Below are 24,607 nucleotides of genomic sequence, written 5' to 3' on the forward strand. Positions count from 1 at the left end.
AAATTCTTGAATTTTAGCCGGATTAGTGAGTGGTAGTGAAATTTCTTTTACTCAAATTTAGGTATTCACTGACCGTTCTAAATACCAGAATAATAAGCTACTGATATTCTCTATCTTTTTTATCTTTAATCCATCATAGCTAGCGATGCAACAAAGCCCACTGGGATCCAGGAAAGTTTGCTTGTTTACAAGCAAACTAGCATAGAAAGTGGTTACAACGTTTTCGATGAGATTATATGGAAAACTGGATTCCAGTGTCAAGCACTGGAATGACATCACAGGGGCACTGGAATGACACCTCTCTTGGGCTCTTTTAGCTATAAACATTAAGAAATTTACCAAGTAAAAAAAAGGCAAAAGAAACCCCGCGTTAGCTAGTTGTCACTCTCTAATCCTGCAAATTGGCGTACTATACTGTCTTAAACGACTTATAAGCGCGTTTCAGCTTGTGTAGGTAAAAACCTAGAAATATTGTGAAGACATAAGGTGCACATAGTGCAAAAAATTAAAAATAAGACGCCAACTACGTTGTTTTCTTGCTGTTTAATCTGCACAGATGAAGATAACTGAATACCTTCAGTTTCATGATAAGGGGGCTGACGGAGTTTGTCAAGTAAGTTTTGCATTTCTGTGAGCTACCTCTTGTTCTGTGCGAACTTTTCTATATAATAATTTTACTATATCGCAAAACCAGCTATATTAGCCTACTTTAACTAAATTTATATATGAACTAATTTGCTTAACTTTGTTGCAACAGTTTTACTTTTCTATTTTCACAACCCTATTTTTACGCGGCTTGTTCTCACAGATATATGTACCTTTTTGTGGTTTTGAGAAAGGTTAAAGAAGTAAACAAACAAATTTGTTGTAGTTCTAGGGAAGTAATATTTACTTGCAAATTTTGACAAGAATTGCTAAACTTATTATTTAACTTAAACAAAAAAAAGATGATGTTATACCAAAAAGAGAAAATTGTTGGATTCGCAGAAGCGGTATATGACAGTTACTTACTATTACATAAATTGAATGAGTTCAAAGTTGATAGCGGAAAATCACTGCAAGATATAATTGTTGAGGCAATTACTCAAGGTAAAACACAAGCAGAGTTTAAAGTAAAAGGTAATTCATATAAAGTTAACATTATCAAAAAAGGTGGTAGCTATGAGCTTGGAATTTTAGGTGAGCATACTAAACCAGAAGCTAAAGATATACTGAAATATACTGACGAAGAGATAATAGCTCTATGGGCCGATAGTAAAGTGTCTTTCGAAAAAGATCCAAATAATAATAGGGCATTTGCTGTTGGTTTACATGATCAATCAAGATTGCAAGATTTAAAAGTCGGTGGGCTAGGTAAAAAAGTTCCATTTGCTTTGCGTTTTGCCAATTTTTACAAAGTCATAGAGGTTTTAAAGGATGAAGGGACACCATTAGAAGAAAGACTAAGAATAGCAAATAATATAGCAACTGGTTCAGGAAAAACAGGGGATATAGCGCTCTTAAAATTCTGGGCTTATCTTACAAATATTCCTTGCGTTACTGCAGTTCCAAGCGACAATTTGAGAAATCAATCAAATAATTTTGATAGAGCATTTTTACCTGATGAAGTTGCACAAGAATTTGCTGAACCTTTTTCTGAAACAAATGCTGAATATGCAACTTCAACTTTTACTGAAGCGTTTAATACGCAATGGAATTTGCTTAATGATAAATATGGTAAAAATAAAAGCAAACCAGTATTGATTCTTATCGATGAAGCTCCAAAATTGAAAGAAAATGCTGTGCAAATGGCTCGTGCAGTTGAAGTATCTCGTGGTAACCCGACTGCTTTTTTCAGTGCTACACCAGATAAATTTCTCAGTGAAGAATTTAAAATAAAACAACAGATCTTGCTTTCTCCAAAGGAAAGAGAAGCACTTGGTATTGGAAAATTGCCTGTGGTGTACTACCATAAAATGAAATTTAAAACCTTGGAAGAGATGGAAAGTGCTACAGTTCAAGGCAAAGGCACATATGAGTTGCGATTTGTAAATCCAGAAATAGCATATACAGAAAAAAGTGAAAATACCCATACAAGACTCGATCAATATAAAGATGCAGTAGCGAAATTTATAAGTGAGATAACAAAGCAGAACGGTGATCTTAGTAAGCTATCACAGCCATTTTTAGATTTCATTAGCAAATCATTAGACAGTCAAGCTTATAAGCAAGGTTTTATCGGCACTGAAGAAAGGTGGGCAGAACAGGTGACAAATTATATCACTGGGGAAAGAAAAGATTATGCTGAAGAAAGAAGAAAAAAGCGCATAGAATCTTTTGTTAAAGTAATTAAAGATCTGAATATTGGGTTAACAGAAAACAATATAAGATGCCTGGTAGAGGAAAACTTAAATGTTGAAATTGGTAGCAAATTACTTCCTTCCATTAAACTACATAACATACTTGATACTTTGGATGAATATAAAAAGAGTGGCAGAGCAGTTAATAAGGATGAAATAAGTAAATTTATTGATGAAAAATATGAAATTACTGATTCTTCTTCTCTAGAGTTCAATTCTGAACTCACAGATGCTATATTGAAATTACATAAGCTTCAAAGTGATCAAGGTCACAAAAAAAGTACGGAACGTAACTATCCTGGAGATAAAAAACTACATGAGCATATTTTTAACAAATTTCCTAAAATTAAACAATTTTGTGAGCAGGATGCAGTTATCTGTTACTTTAATGGAAGTGTGAAGCGTTTCAAAAGTAATGGAAAGCAAATCTATAGTTATATTAATAATATGGATAAAAAGAATATACTTAGTATAATTAAGGCTGGCTTTGTGCCAAACACTATTTCTAAAGAGCTGGCATTAGGAATTGATGCTCCAAGACTCAGCAGAGCTGCAGCTATAATAGAAGACAAAACTGAAATACTAGATCCAATGTTTTTACTTCAGCTTATGGGAAGAATTGGAAGAGATGTAAAAAGTAAAGGATCATGTTATTTTGATATATTTACATCTAATGAAAGCTACTTAAAGGTCGATAAAATAACTACGCTATCAGGAGCAAACCTCATTACAAAGCTTGAGGAGGGGCATGAAAATTATATTCGAGATGAAGAAGGTAATATTAAAGCGTGTTCTGCTTTGTTGGAGTCGGATATAAAGCGAATTATCTTAGACTATGATTTTAATCCTAATCTTCAGAAAGAACAAAGTCTTCAAAACGCAGTTGCAAAAAGAATAAAGAGCGAGTTGAGTAATCTAAGCATTCAATATCGTTATGATAAAAAAGCTGTTATAAGCGTTTTTACCGGTGTTTTAAAACGAAGTACATCTAATTTGGAAAGAACTTTAAATACACAAAAAGTAAACCTAGAACATATAAGGAGATGGGGGGCTTGTGTAGAGTATCAAGAAGGCATCCCATTAAATGATGCAGCATTCAAGGAGTTAGAAGAGTCAATAAAAGGGCTTAAAGGTGTAGTCAAGCAATTGGAGCAAGTGAGCACAAACGCACTAGAATACTCGGACGACATGTCACTAGCAGATTGGGCACGCTATATAGTTCATACAAAACCTATGAGCCACGAAGATTTACTTAAAGCCGATCCCAATTCTAGAGCTCCAATTTTCATGGAACAAAAAGAAAGATCACAAAGAAGATGTGCCTCTGTACATAATGCAAGTGAAAGTATAGGAACACCTAGTACTGCAAGTAAATCCTTTCAGCAAGTCAGCACAAAAAAGAAAATTATGTATGGTGTGATGATAGCTTCTCCATTTATAGCAGTGGGAATTTACGCTTTAGTTGTAGGTGCAGCAGTTTTCAATCCTGTGGTAGCTGCTGGCATATTTGTTGGAGCTGTGGTAACTGCTGCTATACTATTTGGAGCAGTAAAAATTTATGAAAAGAAAGCAGAAAATCCAGATATGGAAGTAGGAACTGCTGTTAAGCAGGGAGTGTTAAATAAACTGTGTCAAACCGAAAAAAAAGTAATAAATTGATATAAAAAAATGGAGGTTTGACAATGAGTCAGAAAGTAGTAAACAGAACTACCGGTTTGGTAGATTATAAAGAATTAGAAACAAATATCCTGTCGTCTATACGAGAAGGAAGACCGTTGACAGGAAGAGATGGAGCATTAACACCGTTTATAAAAAAGTTGCTGGAGGTAAGCCTGGAAGGTGAAATAGAAAACCACTTGTCGGCTGAAAGCGAAGAGAATAATCGAAGAAATGGGAGGAATGCAAAGACTTTACGTACAAGCGCAGGGTCATTTGAGCTTTTGACGCCAAGAGATAGGGAAGGAAGTTTCGAACCACAAATAGTCAAAAAAAGGCAAACAAACTTACATCCAGAGCTTGAAACGAAGATTTTGAGCACATTTGCCAGTGGTATGGGCTATAGAGATATAGTGTCACATGTTGAGGAAATTTATGATCACAAAATATCGGCGGCAGAGATATCAAGTATTACTGACAAATTGCTACCAGTAATCAACGAATGGCGTAGTCGCCCGCTGCAGTCTGTATATCCGATAGTTTTCATGGTTTTTTAAAGTCAAAGAGGACGGGCATTGCGTAAGTAAATGCATGTATAACATATTAGGCATAGATCAAAATGGCAAAAAAGAAGTATTAGGTTTTTATTTGGCTGAAAGTGAAGGAGCTAACTTCTGGTTGGGAGTGCTAAATGACCTCAAAGAAAGAGGAGTAGAAGATATCCTTATTGCCTGCGTTGATGGGCTGAAAAGCTTTCCTGCAGCTATAAACAGTGTCTTTCCTAATGCGGAAGTGCAGATGTGTATAGTGCATCAGATACGCAACTCACTGAAGTATGTGGCCAGTAAAGATGCGAAGAGTTTTTTGAGCGATTTAAAGAAGGTATATCAAGCTTCAAGCAAGGAAATTGCCGAGAATTATCTGTTGGAATTGGATGAAAAATGGGGCACAAAGTACCCTATGGTTATAAAATCTTGGCAGAATAATTGGGAAAACTTGTCTGGTTATTTTAAGTATTCTGGTCCAGTTAGGAGGATAATCTACACCACCAATCCCATAGAGGGGCTACATAGGCAAATTAGGAAATTCACTAAGACCAAAGGCTCATTTACCAGCATAAATGCCTTGTATAAGCAGGTATATTGTGCTATAAAGAAGGCAGAGGAAAAGTGGACGATGCCTGTACATGATTGGGCTTTAACTATCTCTCAACTTGATGTTTTCTTTCCTGGCAGATTGAAAATTGAGTTGAACTAAAAATGCGGTTTGACACAGTTTATTTAACACTCCCTTCACGTATCGAGAGTTTTTTCCTTAGGCTCAAAAAAACATTTGGTTTTAGTTTTAAGAATAAATCTGAGGTAAATCGCTCTCAAGAGGTGCTTTTAAAATGCTATTTGATTAACAACTTTACTGATATAGGTATGCCTATTTTCGAATTTGCCTCGTAAATTCCTTCCATTAATCCTTCTCATTCCTAGCCATGCAACAAAGCCAGCAGTATCTGTGTTTTTAACACTTTGAGCATCAATTATACAGAAACTGTTTCCGACCATTGTTGATACGGATCTCTCCAACTAATTTTTTTTAAAACTAATTCCAATAAACTTGGTTCTTCTCCATTCTTTTTATTCCACATTTGAAAATAGTAATATACGCTTTCCCACCTTGGAAAATCTTTTGCTCCACTGGCAACCACTTTTTAGGACGTATAACACTGTACGAAATACATCATACAAATCAAGTTTTCTTGGTCTCGTTTTCTTCCTGCCACTCTCTAGTATTGGTCTGATTTTTTCAAATTGCTCTCGACTTATATCACTTGGATAATTTTTACGCATAGATATACCTCATTCTTAATCTACGCCTATTTTACCTCATCTCTCCGAGATTTTAAACAGGTTCTTACATTTTATCATACCATCACACTCTGGGACCATACATCTAACATAACTTTGGTTTAAATCTACGATTTTATACAAATTTAGAAAAATTATCATTGTATACTACAAAAAAATTAGTATACTTACAGTATATAGTTGTTGTGAGGTCTATCATATATAAAGGGTATTTTAAATTTATTTTTTTATGTTTAGCAATTGCTGCCTTTGCTATCTTGATTTCTTATCTTGTGTTGTATTTATCTTTCGGTAGCGGTATCTCTTTAGTACCTATCGTTCTGGAGTCTTTTGTAAAAACATCCACAGTATTGTTCACTGTGTTTTCTTTTGTATCTTTACTTCTTGTTTTTGGCTTAATGATGGCACAAGCGAAACCCAAACAACTAGAAAAGGGAAGTGAAACATTTGATGATATTATATTAGAAGAAGGAGTTGAAAAAGTGCTGAAGCAAATTTCCAATGATATAAAGGATATGGCAATTGATCCAGCACCAGGATATATTTTCTATGGACCACCAGGGAATGGTAAAACCTTCGCTGCCCGTATAATTGCAAATGAGTCTGGTGTTTCATTTTTCAATTATTCTGCATCTGATATTATCAGTAATGTTCCTTCTATGACTGCAGCAAACCTGCGTAAGATTTTTGAAGATGCGAGGAAGCACTCTCCTTGTATAGTTTTTATAGATGAAATAGATGGTCTTCTTACTAGCAAAGGCATTTTTGGTGCGTTGACTGGTAGATCGGCTGAGGAAGCTGAATTATTGTCTCAAATGGATGGCTTTAATTCCAATAAGCGTGTGATAGTAATTGGTGCAACTAACAATCCAGGAGTTTTTAAAGGAGCATTGTCTAGACCTGGTCGTTTCTCTGAAAAAATTCGATTTTCTCCACCAGAAACTCCTCAGTTACAGAAGAAGATATTGGAAAGTCATATGAAGAAAGAGGATTTATCATTTGAAGGAGTAGATGTTGATAAAATTTTAGGAAAAACTCAAGGTTTTTCAGGGGCAGGACTGAAAGATTTGGTACGTGCTGCACATGCTGGTTCCATACGTCGTGGCAGTGGCAAGAGCATTACAACTGCTGATTTTATAACAAGAATTGCAGAAATCAAATCCAATGATGATGGCTTTAACAAAGAATGTGATCCACTGTTGTCTGACCCAATGTCTCAATTTACGGGAATTTTTTCTCAGTTCAGCAAAGTGGCAGAATCAGGTGGTAAGGTGATCTAAAAAGATAATCATAGAGAAAACATTAGGTAACATGGTAAATCTTTTAGAACTTTGCAGAGATTTACAGCAAAAATAGAAAGGTTGGAAGCAAGGATAGAGGAGCTAGAAGCAGAAAATAAGGCTTTAAAGATAGAGAACGCTGAGTTAAAGGAAAGGCTTAGTTTAAACTCGAAAAATTCATCTCTACCAAGCTCAAAACAATTATACAAAAAGGAAAAGCGAAAGAAAGATTGGTGGTCAAGTTGGGCATAAAGGTAATTATCGCGCTAAAATGGAGGCAAATGAGGTGATAAAGATAGAGTTGTCATCTGCTTGCGAATGCGGAGAGAATATAGTAATATGCGAAAAACCTTATATCCATCAGAAAGTAGATCTTCCGGAGATCAAGGCTTATGTAATGGAATATCATACCAAGTCTCATTAATAATAAGACAAATTAAAAATAGCCCTTTTGCCTGTAATTGCGGAGTTTAAGCAAATTTATAATATGTCCTATTTGTCTTCCCAATAACGAAGTTTGGTATCAGATGGAACATGGCCGTTGTCGAAAATGTGGAAAAAGAAAAAGCAGCAAATTATCAGAAGGTGTTACGTCAAATACATTTGGTCGAAAAGTTAAATCGATAATTGCAGCGTTCAGCGGATTTTATAAAAACTCAAAGCGCGAAGTAGCTATAGCTAACCCAAGAAAGGTTTACCTAAACACTAAAAGACAAAATCAATAGCAGAATTAATATCTGGCCAAAAGTTTGGCAGAGCTTTTCTTATGGAGCGTTTAATAGGGAACCAAAATTTCTCAATTGGATTCAAATCAGGCGAATATGGTGGCAAAAATAAGATTTTACACTTCCCACTTTCTATTAATTTCCTTGTTTTTTTTGGACTTATGAAAACTTGCGTTGTCAAGAATTACTAAACCCCCTGCGAAACAAGTGGAAGCGGGTTGTCCGATAAAATCGGTAAGAAATCCCAAACCCAAAAGATGTTAAAACCCATGCCTCAAATTCACAATACCTGCAATAATATTAAATCTCATGTTATATTTTTTCTGAAAATTACGGTAAACATGCGACATAATCTTAAATATCTTTATCTCACGGATCTTATTTTCTACTCTCATTCTAAATGATGCTAATCTTCTATTATGCTCTTTCTGCTCTGGAGTTAATGGCTTTTTACGATACTTTTTATATGGAATTATGACATTGCTCTGCAGCTTTTGCCAGCCCTGATAGCCAGAATCGGCGTATTTTATGCTATCCGTGGGAAGAAGTTTTTCCTTTTTCCTTATCTTAAAATCGTGCTCGATGCAACTTTGAAATCGACAAAATTTGCCCATTTTCTTCGATCACAATTTCGGTTTTTATCGTGGTCGTTTTCTTTTTTCCGGAATAACTTTTCTTGCGTTTTTTGTTGTCTTTCGGACGCTGCACAGGCTGCTCTGTTACATCTGCTAAAATCTTCAAAATCCCGTCTGTAGTCATCGTTCTATCCTTTTTTATAGTAATTTTTTTGGCCAATAATGGCTCCATTTTCTTCAAAAGTCGGCAAATATTTGAGTTGTGCAAATTAAACAAAAAGCCCAAAAATGGGTGCGTTATGTATGTTCGACAATAAATTAATATACATAAAATCTTGTCTTCTAACGTCTCAATGTGCGATTTTCTTCCTTGGCATTTCTTTTGTTTTTCAACTTTTTTCCATTCTGGCCTAACTTTTTCTACTGTTTTTTCAAATTCTTCTTTTGTCAGACCAGTTAATTGCCTCAAAACATACGGGGTTTTTGCAACTTTTGCGTAACTTATTGCCAAATTTGCTATTTTATACACTTTTTAGTGTTTTTTATCCATTTTTTACCTTTTCGCAGGGAGTCTAATGTTTGTCCAGGTCTTAGATGTATGGTCCCAGAGTGTGGTGGTGTTGGTTTAGTATAAATAATTCTGGAGACTGTGTCCACTGATAACATATAAATTCATAAGGAGTAAGACCCTTAAGAGTTTTGAGTCTCTTTGCATAATTATAAGCGATAACAAAGTTATAAAGGTGTTCTTTAAGTTGCTGATGCGATTGATAGTAATACTTCTTAACTGTAGTATCCTTTAAAGTTTTATTCATACGTTCAACTTGCCCATTTGTCCAAGGATAGCTAACTTTTGTCAAACGATGTTCAATAACATTCTCTTCGCAAACTCTATCAAATATGTGTTGGAAAGCATACTTATGACGCTTCTGGTTTGTAAATTGTATACCGTTATCTGTCAAAATAGTATGGATTTTATACGGTAAAATTCTAATTAAATTACGTAAGAACTCAGCAGCTATGGGTTTTGTAGCACTGTTATGCAACTCAACATAGGTGAATTTGGATGTCCTATCAATAGCAACAAACAAATGTAATTTGCCCTCCTCAGTTCTAACTTCAGCAATATCAATATGAAAGTAACCGATAGGATATTGTTTGAATTTCTTTTTTGACTTAACTTCTCCATCAACAGTTGGTAATCTGCTAATGTTGTGTCTTTGTAAACAACGATGCAAGCTAGAGCGAGTCAAATGCGGAATTGTAGACTGCAGAGCGTAAAGGCAATCATCTAGTGGCAGTAGTGTATACTTGCGAAATGTAACTATTATAGCTTCCTCTTCTAGCGTTAAAACAGTCGATCTTGGATGCTTTGGACCCATATCAGCATCTTTCGTAAATGAACGTTTTCTCCACTTAATAATAGTTTTTGGATTAAGGTTATAATGCTTGGAGAGTTTTGCTATGCTCTCTTTTCTATTTTGTATTGCTCTACGAATCGTCTGTGTTGTTTTGGCGCACCCATGTAACCATAACTCCTCCTTTGATGGTATTTTTTTCTCATATTTTATCATACCATCACACTCTGGGACCATACATAGGTCAAAAATGGAAAGAAACGAGGAGCCAAGTGCTTGTATAGTGGATAGCCAATCTATAAAGACAACAGAAAAAGGGGGTCAAAGGTTACGATGGAGGCAAGAAAGTCAAAGGTAGAAAGAGGCATATAATCACAGATACTCAAGGGTTTATACTCAGTTGCTATGTCGGAGCTGCCAATGAAAATGACAGAGATGGCGTGAAAATAGCATTAGATAACATGAAGAAAAAATATAGTAAAATTAGAAAAATGTGGGCTGATATGGGGTATCAAGAAAAAGATTTAAAGGATCATATAAAGAAAGAATATGGAATAGACATTGAAATTGTTAAGAGGCCTCCGTGCAGATTTTGGGTGCATCAAGACACGCCACCAGAACTATTGCCTCAACGAGATCCAGGATTTAAAGTGCAGCCCAGAAGGTGGGTTGTAGAAAGAACTTTTGCTTGGATCAATAGGAATAGAAGGCTATCAAAGGAGGAATAGAAGGCTATCAAAGGAGTATGATTTGCTTACAACATCTACTGAAAATTTTATATATTTAGCTATGAGTAAGGTTATATTGCAGAGGGAATATTCTTGAATTTACTGGTTTGCGGACAAGTTCTTATACCAAACTTCGTTATTGGGAAGACAAATAGAATATACGATAAATTCACTTAAACCTCCATTTATAGGCGGAAAGCACTCTTTTTCATTTGTCTCATTATTATTGAGAATTGGTATTATACAGCTCGACAAGACTAATTAACAGTTGAAACATCTAGCTCTACAATTGCTACCAAATATTTTGCATTATTATCACTTTAATATATTCTTTCACTTATTTTTTTTCTTTGCCACTTCCCTTAACGGATACATTTTTCTTCGCTGTTTCCTGACGAATCAATGTTAATTTAGCATTGAATACTACTAAAAACTTAAATAATACAACCATTTTCAGCAACAAAAATCAGCTAGCGTGAGGGGTGTTCGTTTTGGAATCGGTTGGTCTACCTGCTAACCGACAGCTAACATTAACTACCAATATCGTATCTGAAGAAGCCCCCTGGCCATTCTAAAAAATTTAATGCTGAGTACACCTTACTTTTGGCTTCCTCTATAGTGCTCCCTTCTGCTACTATATTTAGCACTCTTCCGCCATCTGAAACCCAATTACCACTCTCATCTAATTTAGTACCAGCGTGAAATACCAATATACCAGGAATGCTTTCAATTTTATCTAATCCCTTAATTACTTCTCCCTTTTGATAATCACCCGGATAGCCTTTACTTGCAACAACTACACAAACTGTAGATTTGTTGTTAAGTTCCACCATTTTGACATTTAACTTTCCTTCTGCAACTGACAACATCAATTTTAACAAATCGCAATTTGAATCAAATCTAGGTAATATAGATTGCGTTTCTGGATCACCGAATCTAACGTTATACTCGAGAAGTTTTGGGCCATCTCTGCAAATCATTAAACCAGCAAAGAGTACTCCCTTATAAGGCGTACCCATGTTAACCAATGCTTGAGCTGTAGGGTATATTATTTTTTGGATGATTTTTTGCTCCATGTCCTTACTTATAATTGAAGGTGATGAGTACGATCCCATACCCCCAGTATTTTGGCCTTCATTATTTTCATTCACTCTCTTATAATCTTTTGCGCACCCAAGAGTTACTACTTTCAACCCATCAACAAGAGCAAAAAAGCTTACTTCTTCTCCAATTAAAAATTCTTCTATGATTATTTCTTCACCTGATTCACCAAATTCTTTCTCCACTAGCATTGAATCTATTGCTGAAAAAGCTTCGTTTTCTGCGCAACATATCATCACGCCTTTCCCTGCCGCAATTCCATTTGCTTTCACTACAAGTGGAAACTTTATTTTATTGCTACGTACAAAATCTTTAGCTAATCCTTCATCAACAAAACACTCGTACTTGGCAGTTGGTATGCCATATCGCTTGCATAGTCCTTTGGTGAAAGACTTTGATCCCTCAAGTTTTGCAGTTGCTTGACTCGGAGCAAAAACATTTATTCCCTCTGCAACTAAATCATCAGCAAGCCCATCAATTATTGGTTGTTCTGGACCAATAACAACCAACTCTATATTTTCTCTCTTGCAAAATTGTGTAACATCCACTGAATTTTGAATATTTACATCCACAAGAGTCCCAAGATCTTTCATAGCTTGGCGACCAGGAGTTACATATAACTCAGTCAAGATAGGAGATTTTTTTAGAGCCCAAAGTAGAGCGTGCTCACGTCCACCAGAACCTATAACCAGAACCTTCATCTTTATTTCCTCGCTTTTCTATATGTCAAAATTATTATTTGCTTATAACAGTATCATTACTCATGTATTTTTGCAACACGTTTGGTATTGCAATCGACCCGTCAGAATTTTGATAATTCTCCATTATGGCAACAATCGTTCTTCCTATAGCTAAAGCTGAGCCGTTTAAAGTGTGAACATATTTTTTTATCTTTTTATCAGTTTCTGAAGAGTATTTAGCGTTCATCCTTCTTGCTTGAAATGCACCACAATTTGAGCAGCTTGATATTTCTCTATATTTATTTTGCTCAGGTAACCATACCTCTATGTCATAAGTCCTTTGTGCAGCAAAACCCATATCACCACTACACAGTAGCATTACTCTATACGGTAATTCTAGTTTTTTTAATATCTCTTCAACAACATTCGTCATGCGCTCAAGTTCATCATTTGATTGGTCTTCAGTTGTAATACTCACCAACTCCACTTTACCAAATTGGTGTTGCCTTATCATGCCTCTCGTGTCTCGCCCTGCGCTGCCTGCTTCTTTACGAAAACACTCTGAATACGCAGTAAAACGAATAGGCAGTTCTTTTTCCTCTACTATTTTATCAGCAACCAAATTTGTTAAAAACACTTCACTTGTGGGAATCAACCTCAATTCGTCGGTAGTTAAATACGAATCGTCAGAAAATTTCGGTAGCTGACCAACATTATACATAGCTTCGTTTTTCACCAAAGCTGGGTGGTACACCTCAGTATAGCCAAATTCATTAACATGCATTTCAAGCATAAAATTTATTAGCGCTCGTCCAAGCTTAGCTAACTGTCCTTTTAATATCGCAAATCTTGATCCGGAAATTTTCGCCGCTTGTTCGAAGTCCATTAAACCTAATTTTTCTCCGAGTTCATAATGAGATTCTGGTACAAAATCAAACTGTCTTTTTCCTCCATATCTTCTCACCTCTAAATTAGAGTTCTCATCTGTGCCTATTGGCACATCTTGCGCAGGAATATTCGGCAAGTTAGATAAAACATTCACTAACTTATCCTTTTCTGCTTGTTCTTTTAAGCTAATTGCCTCTATCTCATTCGTGATGTCTTTTGACAACTCTATTTGCTCTTCACAGGGGCTCTTGCTCATTTTAAGCTTCTTTATTTCCTCTGTGATTTCATTGCGCTGCCTATTTAAATCTTGCAATTTAGTGGTTAATGACCTTTTCTCGTGATCAATTTCTAATACCTCTTTTGCAGTAAACTCTCTTATCCCCCTGCTTTTCATTGCCTTTTCAAATCCTTCAGGGTTTTTGCGTATATATTCTATATCGTGCATATATTGTGCTATTACTAACATTATTACTGTACTTCAAAAGCTCTTAATATTCAATATTTTCTCATACTACTAAAATTATTATGGTTGATTTTTTTGTTAGAATTTGTTAAAATTTAATTAACTTAGCGTTCATAGGATATAGTATGTCGAGCATCATAAAAAAATATAATCAATTTAAAGAGAGCACTTACTTTGCTGGTGGAAAATTCGTTATCTACGCTACTTGTGTATGCCTAGCAGCCACATTTGCTGTTGGCTATTTGGGGTTGATAATAGGATTCCCTCTATTGACCTTTCCACTTGCTATGCTCATCTCTAACCCCGTAGTTTGGGTTTTAATGGGAATAATTCTTACAGTAGCATACAAAATGGTTGTTGAACCTTTATTTTACTTAGCAAAGAACTATATTAATGGAAAAGGAGCAGGTCAAGGTGAGCAAAAAACTCAAGATGGAGATAGTGGTATTGTACCAGGCAGTGAACCCGATTCAAGGAACAGTAGTCGTAGAAGCTCTTTGGATAGTGGTTTGGGTGGTAAAGAGTTTCATGAAAATTTGGACACTCTTGTGCATCAAACAAATAGAAAGAATTACGCTTACTGGTTGCAGCAACATGATATTGCTAATATTGCAAGAATTAAATATAAGTATTCAGAAGGTTTTACGGATGGTGTATTCTTCTGTATTCCTGGTAATCTTGAAACCTTGAGTGAAAGGTTGGGAGAATATAAAAATAAAGCAGAACGAGAGAGTTCGAAAAGGATATTTACTTCAGTTATTAATTTGGGTGGTAATCATTGGGTAACGCTAGTTGTTGCATACAACTCGGATAATAAACAATTTAGAGCTTATTATTGTGATTCTTTTAGTGCTGATTTACCAAGTCCTGGTAGTCAACGTAAGAAAATAGAACTTGCAAATGCAATTAAAGAATTGGTTACACCTCTTACTGATCAAGCTAGTGAGTTGAATGCGCAAGGAAAAAAAGAAATGAGTAAAGATGTCAAAGAGACAGCACAAACGTGTCGGAACAAGAAAAATGAATTAATTAATGTCCCAATAAATACTGATAATATAGTGAGCGCACTGGAAGCAGTTTTGGAAATAGAGAACTGTAATATAAGAAGCTCCGGAGCCAAACAACAAAGCGATGGACATAATTGTGGAATATTTGCATTGGAAAACGCTCATAGGATTACGCAAATGCTCAACGAAGGTAAATCATTTGATGAAATTGACGCAGAGTTATCGGAATACAAGCCTAATCCAGAACAATTGCAAAAGAAAAGAAGAGAGTTTACAAAAGCGCTTATGGAAGATGAAAAATGGAAGGAAGATCTAGAAAACGGGCTTTTATGCGATCTTCCACCAGGAACGGACACCTCTCTTACCTCAAGGGGTGCAGAATACAGCTCAGTTTGCTATATAGTTTACAATGAAGGATTACCATTAACCTTATGCCCCTCCAAATAGGAAGTTTGACGATTGATTCTTCAGTTATTTTAGCTCCAATGTCAGGGGTAACTGATTATCCGTTTAGAAGTATTGTAAAGAAGCTAGGTGCAAGTTTGTTAGTTTCAGAGATGATTGCAAGCAGAGCTATGATTATGCAAACTCGTCAGAGTCTGCAAAAAGCAAAAGTCGATGAATTAACTGCTGTGCAGCTTGCTGGATGCGAGCCGGATGTAATGGCAGAAGCTGCAAAACTAAATGAGGATATGGGTGCAAAAATAATAGATATAAATTTCGGTTGTCCTGTTAAAAAAGTTGTAAACGGTTATGCAGGATCAGCGCTAATGCGTGATGAGAAAAAAGCCGCTGAGATAATTGAGGCCGTGGTCAAAGCAGTGAATGTGCCAGTTACGGTGAAAATGCGCACTGGATGGAACGATGAAAATCGCAATGCACCGAGGCTTGCGAAAATTGCCGAAGACTTAGGAGCAAAAATGATCACTATGCATGGAAGAACGAGGGCACAGCTCTATAACGGCCAAGCAGATTGGAAATTCGTTAGAAATGTTAAAGAGCAAGTGAAAATTCCAGTTATAGTAAATGGCGATATTAAAAATTTAAATGATATTCAAAGTGCTCTCAAAGAATCTGGAGCAGACGGAGTGATGATAGGTCGTGGTGCCTACGGTAAACCTTGGCTGATTAATCAAGCAATGAACTTTCTCAGTGGAAGTGAAACTTCTGAGCCAACAGCTTCAGAGAGATTAAGCATCATACTCGAGCATTACGACAATATTCTTGAGTACTATGGAAATAACACAGGAATAAAGATGGCCCGCAAACACATAGGTTGGTACAGTAGCGGGCTTCAAAGCTCATCTGAATTTCGCATGAGAGTAAATAACATGACAGATAGCACAGAAGTGAAAGAAAATATTATTGGCTTTTTTGGTCAAGAGACACACTAGCTGTACTCAATTCGACTGATCATATGCCACTACGCTCTCTTCCTCACCAGAGTGTAAATGACAATTATTATCCATAAACCATTTCTCGTCATAAGTTTCAATATCAAAATATTTTTCATATTTATCTATATTATCACAAAGTGAAAGTGCTCTGATCTTATTCATAATCAAACCTGTACCAGCAGGAATTAATCTTCCTACTATAACATTTTCTTTTAATCCACTTAAAGGATCACTCTTCCCGCAGAATGCTGCTTCTGTAAGTACTTTTGTTGTCTCTTGGAAAGAAGCAGCAGAAATAAAGGAGCTAGTTTCAAGACTTGCCCTAGTAATCCCCTGCAGAATAGGAAGATAATGAGCAGGCCGTTTGCCAGAGTTACTCATAGCATCATTTTCCCTATCAACTTCCAGCTTGTCAATGCTTTCGCCAACCAAGTACATAGTATCACCAGGATCAGTAATTTCCACTTTTTGTAGCATTTGTTTTAAGATCACCTCTAAATGCTTGTTGTCTATACGAACACCCTGCAATCTATAAACTTGCTGTATTTCAGAAATCATATAGTGCGCTAAAGCTTCTAACCCAAGCACACGTAAAATATCATGGAGATCAGGGTCACCATCCATCAATAGATCACCTTTACGTACAAAATCACCTTCATTGACTATTACATGCTTACTTCTTGATACCAAATATTCAACTGGAGAAATTTGTTCATCTACAGGTTTAATTAATATACTGCGTTTTCCTCTACGGTCTTTTTCAGAAAACGCTACATAGCCATCTATCTCACTAACAATAGCATGCTCTTTAGGACGACGTGCTTCAAATAACTCTATAACCCTCGGTAAACCACCAGTAATATCACGAGTTTTAACTGACTCTCTTGGTGTTCTTGTAATAACATCACCTGCATGAACCTTCTGGCCATTTTGTACATTGAGCACTGCACCAATTGGTATAAAATAACATGCTTCAACGCCACTTGCGAGTGTCATTACTTCACCATTATCGTCAAGCAGCACAATACGAGGACGTAAACTAGCTCCACCAGAATGCAATTTCCAGTCTTTTACTACTTTGCTTGATATTCCTGTAGATTCATCCATCACTTCAGTGATCGAAATTCCATCTTTTAAGTCCTGATAAGACACTGTACCAGTCTTCTCCGTGATAATAGGCAATGTATAAGGATCCCATTCCGCAACTTTATCGCCAATTTTTACTGACCCACTCTCATCCACATAAAGTTTAGCACCGTAAGGTACACTATGCTTCAACTTCTCACTACCAAGGCTATCAACCAACACGACTTCACAGGAACGGCTTATCACAATTTTATTTCCGTTTCTATCTATAATTATATTACTATTGTTTAACTTTATTTTAGCACTAATAGAAGCTATAATATTTGAGGATTCAACGCCTCTAGTCATTACCCCACCTATATGGAAAGTACGCATCGTTAACTGAGTACCTGGCTCTCCAACAGATTGAGCAGCTATAACACCAACTGCTTCACCTATTGAAACAATTTTACCAGTTGCAAGGTCTCTTCCATAACACAAAGAACACACACCAGGACTTATTTCACAAGTTAAAGGCGATCTAATTTTTACAGCATCAAGACCTGCAATGCTGATTTGCTTTACTTTATCCTCATCAATTAATTCCCCTGCTTTTACTAATAATTCTTTTGTCACTGGGTTATATATACCATTTGCAGATGTTCTACCCAGCACAACACTCTCTAGAGATGCAACTATAGTACTTCCTTCAACTGTAGCTCTCACAACAAGACCATTTTTTGTTTTACAGTCATGCTTTGTAACTATGCAATTTTGAGACACATCAACTAAACGACGAGTTAAGTATCCAGAGTTTGCAGTTTTAAGCGCAGTGTCAGCTAAACCTTTACGCGCACCGTGAGTAGAATTAAAGTATTCAAATACGTTCAATCCTTCACGGAAATTAGAAATTATAGGTGTTTCTATAATCTCACCAGAAGGTTTGGTCATGAGCCCTCGCATTCCTGCTAGCTGTTTCATCTGTGAAGTAGAACCCCTTGCACCAGAGTTAACCATCATATACACTGAGTTGTACTTACTATTTCCATCATATATAGATATTGCTTTTAACATATCATTAGCTATCATATCCGTACACTTAGACCATTCATCTATAACCTTGTTATACCTCTCACTTCTAGTTATTAGCCCATCTTGATATTGCATAGAGAATTTCTTAATTTCACCCCTCGCGTGATCAACATGTGTAGCTTTAGTTTCAGGTATAACCAGATCACAACGACCAAAAGAAACACCAGAAAATGTGGCATACTCAAAGCCAAGTACCATTAATTTATCAGAAAATGCCACTGTAGCACTTTGACCACAGTTACGATATACTAAATCAACTATACCAGTTATTTCCTTGACTGTTAATATCTGATTTATTAGATCGAAGCCTAGATTCTCATGCTTAGGAAAAATTTGCCATAATATTAAACGGCCAGGAGTTGTACAAACAGTTTTATAGTGAGTTTCACCGCTGCTATTAATATACTCCATCCTATACTTTATACTAGAATGAATATGTAAAGTACCATCACTCAAAGAATGCTCAACTTCACAAAAAGCACCAAAAGATGGTAAATTATCTTCCTTAGGTTCTTGTAAAGTCAGATAATATATACCAAGTACTATATCTTTACTAGGAACTATAATCGGTCTGCCATTAGAAGGACTTAAAACGTTATTAGTGGACATCATCAACACCCTAGCTTCAAGCTGAGCTTCCAATGAAATTGGCACATGCACTGCCATTTGGTCACCATCAAAATCAGCATTAAACGCCGTACAGACAAGCGGATGAAGCTGTATTGCTTTGCCTTCAATAAGGATTGGCTCAAAAGCCTGAATACCAAGTCTATGTAGCGTAGGCGCTCTATTCAACAAAACAGGATGCTCTTTTATTACCTCTTCAAGCATATCCCAAACTTCTGGTTTTTCTGCTCTTATCAACTTACTAGCAAACTTAATAGTTGGAGCCATACCATACATCTTAAGCTTTGAGTAAACAAAAGGTTTGAATAGTTCAAGAGCCATTCTTTTTGGTAATCCACACTGATTTAGTTTCAAAGTTGGACCAACAACTATTACAGAACGTCCAGAGTAGTCTACCCTTTTTCCTAAGAGGTTCTGGCGAAAACGACCCTGTTTTCCTTTTAACATATCACTAATGGACTTTTTATATCCAACAGCACCAGCTTTGTTTACCAAAGTATTACGACGACTATTATCAAAAAGAGAATCAACTGCTTCTTGTAACATCCTTTTTTCATTACGAATCATAATCTCAGGAGGATTTAAGCTCAACAATTTCCTCAACCTGTTATTTCTATTAATAATAGTCCTATAATGATGATTCAGATCAGAAACTGCAGGACGACCACTTTCAAGCGATACCAAAGGACGCAAATCAGGTGGTAAAATAGGTATAGTTGTAAGTATCATCCACTCAGGCCTATTTCCAGATTTAATGAAGTTTTCAATAATACGCAATCTCTTTATAATTTTCTTTCTTCTTATCTCAGAAGCAACAGACTCTAATTCTAGTCTTAAATCCTTCCTAATTTCATGTAAATCAAGGCGCGTTAGCAACTCTCTTATAGCTTCAACACCTTGCATAGCTACAAAACTATCGATCCCATAGCTATCTTTAGCTTCATTATAAGCTTTTTCACTAATAATCTCACCTTTTTCAAAAGGCGAAACAAGAGGATCTATCACGATATAATTATCGCTATATAAAATATTCTCAATATCTCTGAGAGACATATCCAATAATGCTCCAATTCTTGAAGGAAGCGATTTCAAAAACCATATATGAGCAACAGGAGATGCAAGCTCTATATGACCCATCCTTTCTCTTCTTACTTTAGAAGATGTAACTTCTACTCCGCATTTTTCACATATGCGACCTCTGTGTCTTCTTTTTTTGTATTTTCCACATAAACATTCATCGTTATTGACAGGGCCAAAAACCTTAGGGCAAAATAATCCACCTTTCTCAACTTTGAACGTACGATAATTTGCAGTTGAAACATCTTCTATCTCACCACAAGATATACGCTTAATACTTTCAGGGCTAGCAATCGATATGCTAACCTCATTAAAAGGTTGTGCAATGTTAGTGTGAGATATATCTTCAATCACTACATCATTTTGCTTTAAATCTACATTTAAACATAAAGAACGTAGTTCTTTTATCATCACATTAAAGGATTCAGGAATTCCACATTCAAAATTACTGTCACCTTTTATTATCGATTCGTAAATCTTAACTCTACCATTAATATCATCAGACTTCACAGTTAACATTTCCTGCAAAGTATAAGCAGCACCATAGGCTTGTAATGCCCAACATTCCATTTCACCAAAACGCTGACCACCAAAATGAGATTTTCCTCCTAGAGGTTGTTGAGTAACCAAACTATAAGGCCCTACTGAACGCGCATGAATTTTACCATCAACCAAGTGGTGCAACTTAAGCATGTACATGTAACCAACTGTAACCTTGCGGTCGAATTTTTCACCACTGCAACCGTCATATAATACAGCTTGTCCAGAGTTATCCAAACCAGCAAGTTCAAATAATTTTGCTATTTGTTCATCTTTTGGACCCTCAAATACAGGTGCAGCAACAGGAACGCCATCACGTAATTTACGTGCAAATTCAATGAGATTATTATCACTAATATTACGAATATCATTACAGATAGATACGTTACTACCATAGCTATAAACCTCAATCAGGAAATTACGTAAATTGCTGTATGAACTTTTACAAGAGTTCAAATAGTTCTCTACTAACGCATTCAACTCGTCATTTAGTGCATTTTTATTAGGTGTATTTAAAACAGAAGCCATTATTTCATCATCATCAATATTTTCAATTTTTTTATTGTCAAGGTATGCTACTGCAAATTGTGTAAAATTATCATCGTTAAGGGACCTAATTCCCTTGCAAAAAGCACTTTTGATTTTATTGATCTCATCGAGAATATTACTTACCCTTTCCCCTAATTTTCTACAAGCCCAACCTACATGCGTTTCCAGTATTTGCCCTACATTCATTCGTGAAGGAACACCAAGAGGGTTAAGAATAATATCAACAGGAGTACCATCTTCCAAATAAGGCATATCTTCCACTGGCACAACTCGAGAGATCACACCTTTATTCCCATGTCTACCAGCCATTTTATCCCCTGGTTGCAGACTATGTTTCACAGCAATGAAAACTTTTACTGACATCGACACACCTTGAGGCAGGTCATAACCTTCATGTAATTTTTCTACTTTTCGCTTAAACTGTGCTATTGCATGTGATACTTTTTCATCAAAATCTTTTTTTAAGCTCTTAACTTGCTCAGAAATGGGTTGGTTTTTTAATCCTATACTCCACCATTGCTCACGTTCAATAGAGTCAAATTTTTCTCGATCTTGAGAACCAGAATTAATAAGAAGTTTCTTCAGTTCATCATAGAAATATTCACTAGTAACATTGATTATATAATCTCGCTCTTCCTCAAAGTCATTTACCTCTTTTTGTTTGATGAGTAATGCCCTTTCATTTTCTTCAACCCCTCTGCGTGTAAAGACTTGTACATCAATTACTGTCCCTTCAACATCTGGAGATGTATATAAAGAGGAATCCGCACAATCGAATGACTTTTCACCAAAAATTGTCATTAATAACTTCGTTTCAGGAGGCAATGAAAGAGAAGGTTTAGGTGTAACTTTACCTACCAGAATATAGCCTGGACCAACTCTTGTACCAATTTTCACTATACCACTATCATCTAAGTGATATAGATTTTCTTCATTAACACCAGGTATAGCACGAGTTATTTTTTCTGATCCTAAAGGGGTATCATGTACAACACAGTCAAATTCTTCTATATGAATAGAAGTAAAGAGATCTTTTTTAACAACTTCACTAGAAATAATAATAGAGTCTTCAAAATTATAACCTTGCCAAGACATAAAAGCGACTAGCAAATTTTTACCAAGCGCCAACTCACCACTGTTAATTGCAGGACCATCAGCTATTACATCACCCTTTTTAACATAATCACCTACGCACACTAGCGGTCTTTGATTAATACAAGTATTATGGTTAGAACGCTGAAATTTCCTTAGATGATAAATATCTACGTCCAAGTAGTTAACCCTTTCTTTATCAAAAGCACGTATAACTATAGAGTTACTATCAGAACTATCAACTATGCCATCGCGTTTTGCTAAAACTACAGCACCAGAGCCAGAAGCTACAAAAGACTCCATACCAGTAGCAACCAGAGGAGCGGTAGGCTTCAATAAAGGTACGGCCTGACGTTGCATATTTGAGCCCATTAATGCTCTATTAGCATCATCATTTTCTAAAAATGGAATCAAGGAAGCCGCAACTGATATTACCTGCTTAGGAGATACGTCAATGTAACTCACCTGATCACTACTTACCATAATGAAACTACCAGCATATCTACAGTATAGCATATCATCAACAAAGCAATTATTTTCATCGAGCTTTGCGCTGGTATCAGCTATATAATATAAACCTTCATCTATGGCAGACAGATACTCAATTTGATCAGTAACAACCCTATTAACTACTTTTCTATAAGGACTTTCAATGAAACCATATTTATTAATACGCGCGTATATAGCTAAACTGTTGATTAACCCTATGTTTTGCCCTTCAGGAGTCTCAATAGGGCAAATTCTTCCATAATGAGTTGGATGAACATCACGCACTTCAAATCCTGCCCGTTCTCTTGTTAAACCGCCAGGACCTAACGCGGACAACCTTCTTTTATGTGTTATTTCAGATAACGGATTAGTCTGATCCATAAATTGAGATAATTGAGAAGAATTGAAGAAATCTCTTAAGACATTAGTTAACACTTTTGGATTAATAAAATCAGATGGAGAAACTTTATCTAAACTAGAAGTGGACATAGAATCAACTATTGCGCGTTCCAATTTCAACAACCCAGTTCTAAATTGATTTTCTATAAACTCTCCAACTGATCTTACTCTTCTGTTTCCTAAATGATCAATATCATCTACAGATCCTTGACCGTCACGTAACAATACTATTTTTTTTACAATTTCAATAATATCTTCATACGTTAAAACAGTTAAATCCTTATCATAATTTAATCCAAGGTAAGAGTTAAGCTTCAACCTACCAATGTTAGACAAATCATAATATTCCGGACTGAAGAAAAGATTACGGAAAAACTCCTCTACTATCTCTAAAACAGGAACTTCACCAGGACGCAAAACTCTATATATTTCATATAGCGCATCCTGATAAGACATGTTTTCGTCTAAGAAAAGCGTATTTAATATATAAGGTCCAACAGATACATTATCTATGTTCAATACTGATATTTCATCCACAGACAATAACTCAAGCTTCTTTATGTCTTCCAGCTTTATAGATTCACCAGCAGATAAAATTTTCGTAGAGCTAGCACTATCCATTAAATCTTCTGCGAGGAATAAACCACATATAGAATTAAAAGGAACCAGATACTCTTTCAATTCATTATCATATAGCTTTTTAGCTAGTCTTGAGGTGATACGAACGTTAGCTTTAAGCAGCACATTACCTTCAATATCCATTAAGTCGAAAGGCAACCTCACTCCTTTAAATTTATCAGGAACAAAAGGCACTTTCCAACCATCTTTATGTTTTACATACTTTATTTTCTCATAAAATCTATCGAGTATATCATTATTTGATAGACCTAACGCCTTTAACAAAACTGAGATTGGCAATTTTCTTTTTCTATCAACACGAAAATACAAATGATCTTTAACATCAAATTCAATATCAAGCCAAGAACCCCTATAAGGAATAATTCTAGCAGAATAGATCAATTTACCAGAATTGTAAGTTTTTCCCTTATCGCTATCAAAAAATACACCAGGAGACCTATGCATTTGTGAGACAATAACTTTTTCTACACCATTAATGATGAAAGTGCCCTTATCAGTCATCATAGGCAACCCACAAAAGTGGACTTCCTGCTCTTCTATAGATTTTACAACGGTTGCAAGTTTAGAATGATCTCCACTCTCTTTAATCGATTTATATTCATCAAGAGAAATACCATCCTGCATAACAACAAGACGTATAGAAGCAATAACCTGAGCAGAAAAAGTTACACCACGCTTTATACACTCAGATTCATCATACTTAGGATCATCTACCCTACAACTTATAAACTCAATAGTAGCCCTACGCAAAGGATCATTTATTGGAAAGATTGTATGAAAGATAACTTCAAGTCTTTCATTACCCTTATTCTTAGGAGCAAATGAATCATACGATTCTTTTTGAACCTTAACCAAATCCAATAAAGAATCTTTTAAATCAATCGACCTAGAATAAGAAACTCTAGGAACAAAAGCACCAGAAGCGTACATATAAGAAGAATCAACCATTAAAATACCCCAAACTAATTAAAAGAGCTATATC

General features: G+C 35.8%; 8 protein-coding genes and 7 pseudogenes. 8 read left to right on the top strand and 7 right to left on the bottom strand.

The features are described 5' to 3' along the window. Positions 1–911 precede the first annotated feature (911 nt). From WKH12_RS01245 to WKH12_RS01255, 3 genes and pseudogenes are all read left to right on the top strand, one after another. Positions 912–3,998 carry a DEAD/DEAH box helicase family protein gene (locus tag WKH12_RS01245; RefSeq protein ID WP_434732447.1) on the top strand — a complete coding sequence of 1,029 codons (3,087 nt, stop codon included), beginning with the start codon at positions 912–914 and terminating at the stop codon, positions 3,996–3,998. Positions 3,999–4,021: 23 nt separating this feature from the next. Further along, positions 4,022–5,252: pseudogene (locus WKH12_RS01250) on the top strand (IS256-like element ISWpi15 family transposase). A 35-nt stretch (positions 5,253–5,287) separates the two neighbouring features. Further along, positions 5,288–5,446 (top strand): annotated as a pseudogene (locus WKH12_RS01255) (IS5 family transposase); the annotation flags it as partial. A 6-nt stretch (positions 5,447–5,452) separates the two neighbouring features. On the opposite strand, the pseudogene WKH12_RS01260 reads toward WKH12_RS01255, so the two are convergent. Beyond that, positions 5,453–5,836 (bottom strand): annotated as a pseudogene (locus tag WKH12_RS01260) (transposase); the annotation flags it as partial. Between the two features lie 158 nt (positions 5,837–5,994). On the opposite strand from WKH12_RS01260, the gene WKH12_RS01265 reads away from it, so the two are divergent. Both WKH12_RS01265 and WKH12_RS01270 read left to right on the top strand, forming a co-directional pair. Beyond that, complete coding sequence (locus WKH12_RS01265) at positions 5,995–7,134, top strand: ATP-binding protein (RefSeq protein ID WP_434732448.1); 1,140 nt, start codon at positions 5,995–5,997, stop codon at positions 7,132–7,134. A gap of 31 nt (positions 7,135–7,165) precedes the next feature. Further along, positions 7,166–7,808 (top strand): annotated as a pseudogene (locus WKH12_RS01270) (hypothetical protein); the annotation flags it as partial. A gap of 31 nt (positions 7,809–7,839) precedes the next feature. Here the strand turns inward: WKH12_RS01270 and WKH12_RS01275 are convergent. From WKH12_RS01275 to WKH12_RS01285, 3 genes and pseudogenes are all read right to left on the bottom strand, one after another. Next, a pseudogene (locus WKH12_RS01275) lies at positions 7,840–8,056 on the bottom strand (transposase); the annotation flags it as partial. 63 nt (positions 8,057–8,119) lie between these two features. Then, positions 8,120–8,945 (bottom strand): annotated as a pseudogene (locus tag WKH12_RS01280) (transposase family protein). 79 nt (positions 8,946–9,024) lie between these two features. Next, positions 9,025–10,008, bottom strand: a complete 984-nt coding sequence (locus WKH12_RS01285) for an IS481 family transposase (RefSeq protein WP_265016760.1) — start codon at positions 10,006–10,008, stop codon at positions 9,025–9,027. A gap of 25 nt (positions 10,009–10,033) precedes the next feature. Here WKH12_RS01285 and WKH12_RS01290 point away from each other — a divergent pair. After that, positions 10,034–10,617: pseudogene (locus tag WKH12_RS01290) on the top strand (transposase); the annotation flags it as partial. Positions 10,618–11,050: 433 nt separating this feature from the next. Here WKH12_RS01290 and purD read toward each other — a convergent pair. Together purD and serS are read right to left on the bottom strand one after the other, a co-directional pair. Beyond that, positions 11,051–12,322, bottom strand: a complete 1,272-nt coding sequence (gene purD / locus WKH12_RS01295) for a phosphoribosylamine--glycine ligase (protein WP_253307305.1) — start codon at positions 12,320–12,322, stop codon at positions 11,051–11,053. Positions 12,323–12,356: 34 nt separating this feature from the next. After that, on the bottom strand, positions 12,357–13,634 hold the full coding sequence (gene serS / locus WKH12_RS01300) for a serine--tRNA ligase (protein WP_434732676.1): 1,278 nt from the start codon (positions 13,632–13,634) through the stop codon (positions 12,357–12,359). Positions 13,635–13,777: 143 nt separating this feature from the next. On the opposite strand from serS, the gene WKH12_RS01305 reads away from it, so the two are divergent. Together WKH12_RS01305 and dusB are read left to right on the top strand one after the other, a co-directional pair. Then, the gene (locus WKH12_RS01305; RefSeq protein ID WP_434732449.1) at positions 13,778–15,106 is read left to right on the top strand and encodes a hypothetical protein; all 1,329 of its coding nucleotides are present in this window, start codon (positions 13,778–13,780) and stop codon (positions 15,104–15,106) included. Further along, the gene (gene dusB / locus WKH12_RS01310; RefSeq protein ID WP_434732450.1) at positions 15,091–16,053 is read left to right on the top strand and encodes a tRNA dihydrouridine synthase DusB; all 963 of its coding nucleotides are present in this window, start codon (positions 15,091–15,093) and stop codon (positions 16,051–16,053) included. The genes WKH12_RS01305 and dusB overlap by 16 nt, the downstream gene beginning before the upstream one ends. A 6-nt stretch (positions 16,054–16,059) precedes the next feature. Here dusB and WKH12_RS01315 read toward each other — a convergent pair whose 3' ends face one another. Next, complete coding sequence (locus tag WKH12_RS01315; protein ID WP_434732451.1) at positions 16,060–24,573, bottom strand: DNA-directed RNA polymerase subunit beta/beta'; 8,514 nt, start codon at positions 24,571–24,573, stop codon at positions 16,060–16,062. Positions 24,574–24,607: the final 34 nt, after the last annotated feature.

This window comes from Wolbachia endosymbiont of Zygogramma bicolorata (genome assembly GCF_051130665.1).
Lineage (GTDB): Bacteria > Pseudomonadota > Alphaproteobacteria > Rickettsiales > Anaplasmataceae > Wolbachia.

Bases quoted from the DNA above. Each gene is read 5' to 3' on its own strand.
- purD (WP_253307305.1), bottom strand. From the start codon at position 12,322: ATGAAGGTTCTGGTTATAGGTTCTGGTGGACGTGAGCACGCTCTACTT.
- WKH12_RS01305 (WP_434732449.1), top strand. From the start codon at position 13,778: ATGTCGAGCATCATAAAAAAATATAATCAATTTAAAGAGAGCACTTAC.
- WKH12_RS01285 (WP_265016760.1), bottom strand. From the start codon at position 10,008: ATGATAAAATATGAGAAAAAAATACCATCAAAGGAGGAGTTATGGTTA.
- WKH12_RS01315 (WP_434732451.1), bottom strand. From the start codon at position 24,573: ATGGTTGATTCTTCTTATATGTACGCTTCTGGTGCTTTTGTTCCTAGA.
- dusB (WP_434732450.1), top strand. From the start codon at position 15,091: ATGCCCCTCCAAATAGGAAGTTTGACGATTGATTCTTCAGTTATTTTA.
- serS (WP_434732676.1), bottom strand. From the start codon at position 13,634: ATGCACGATATAGAATATATACGCAAAAACCCTGAAGGATTTGAAAAG.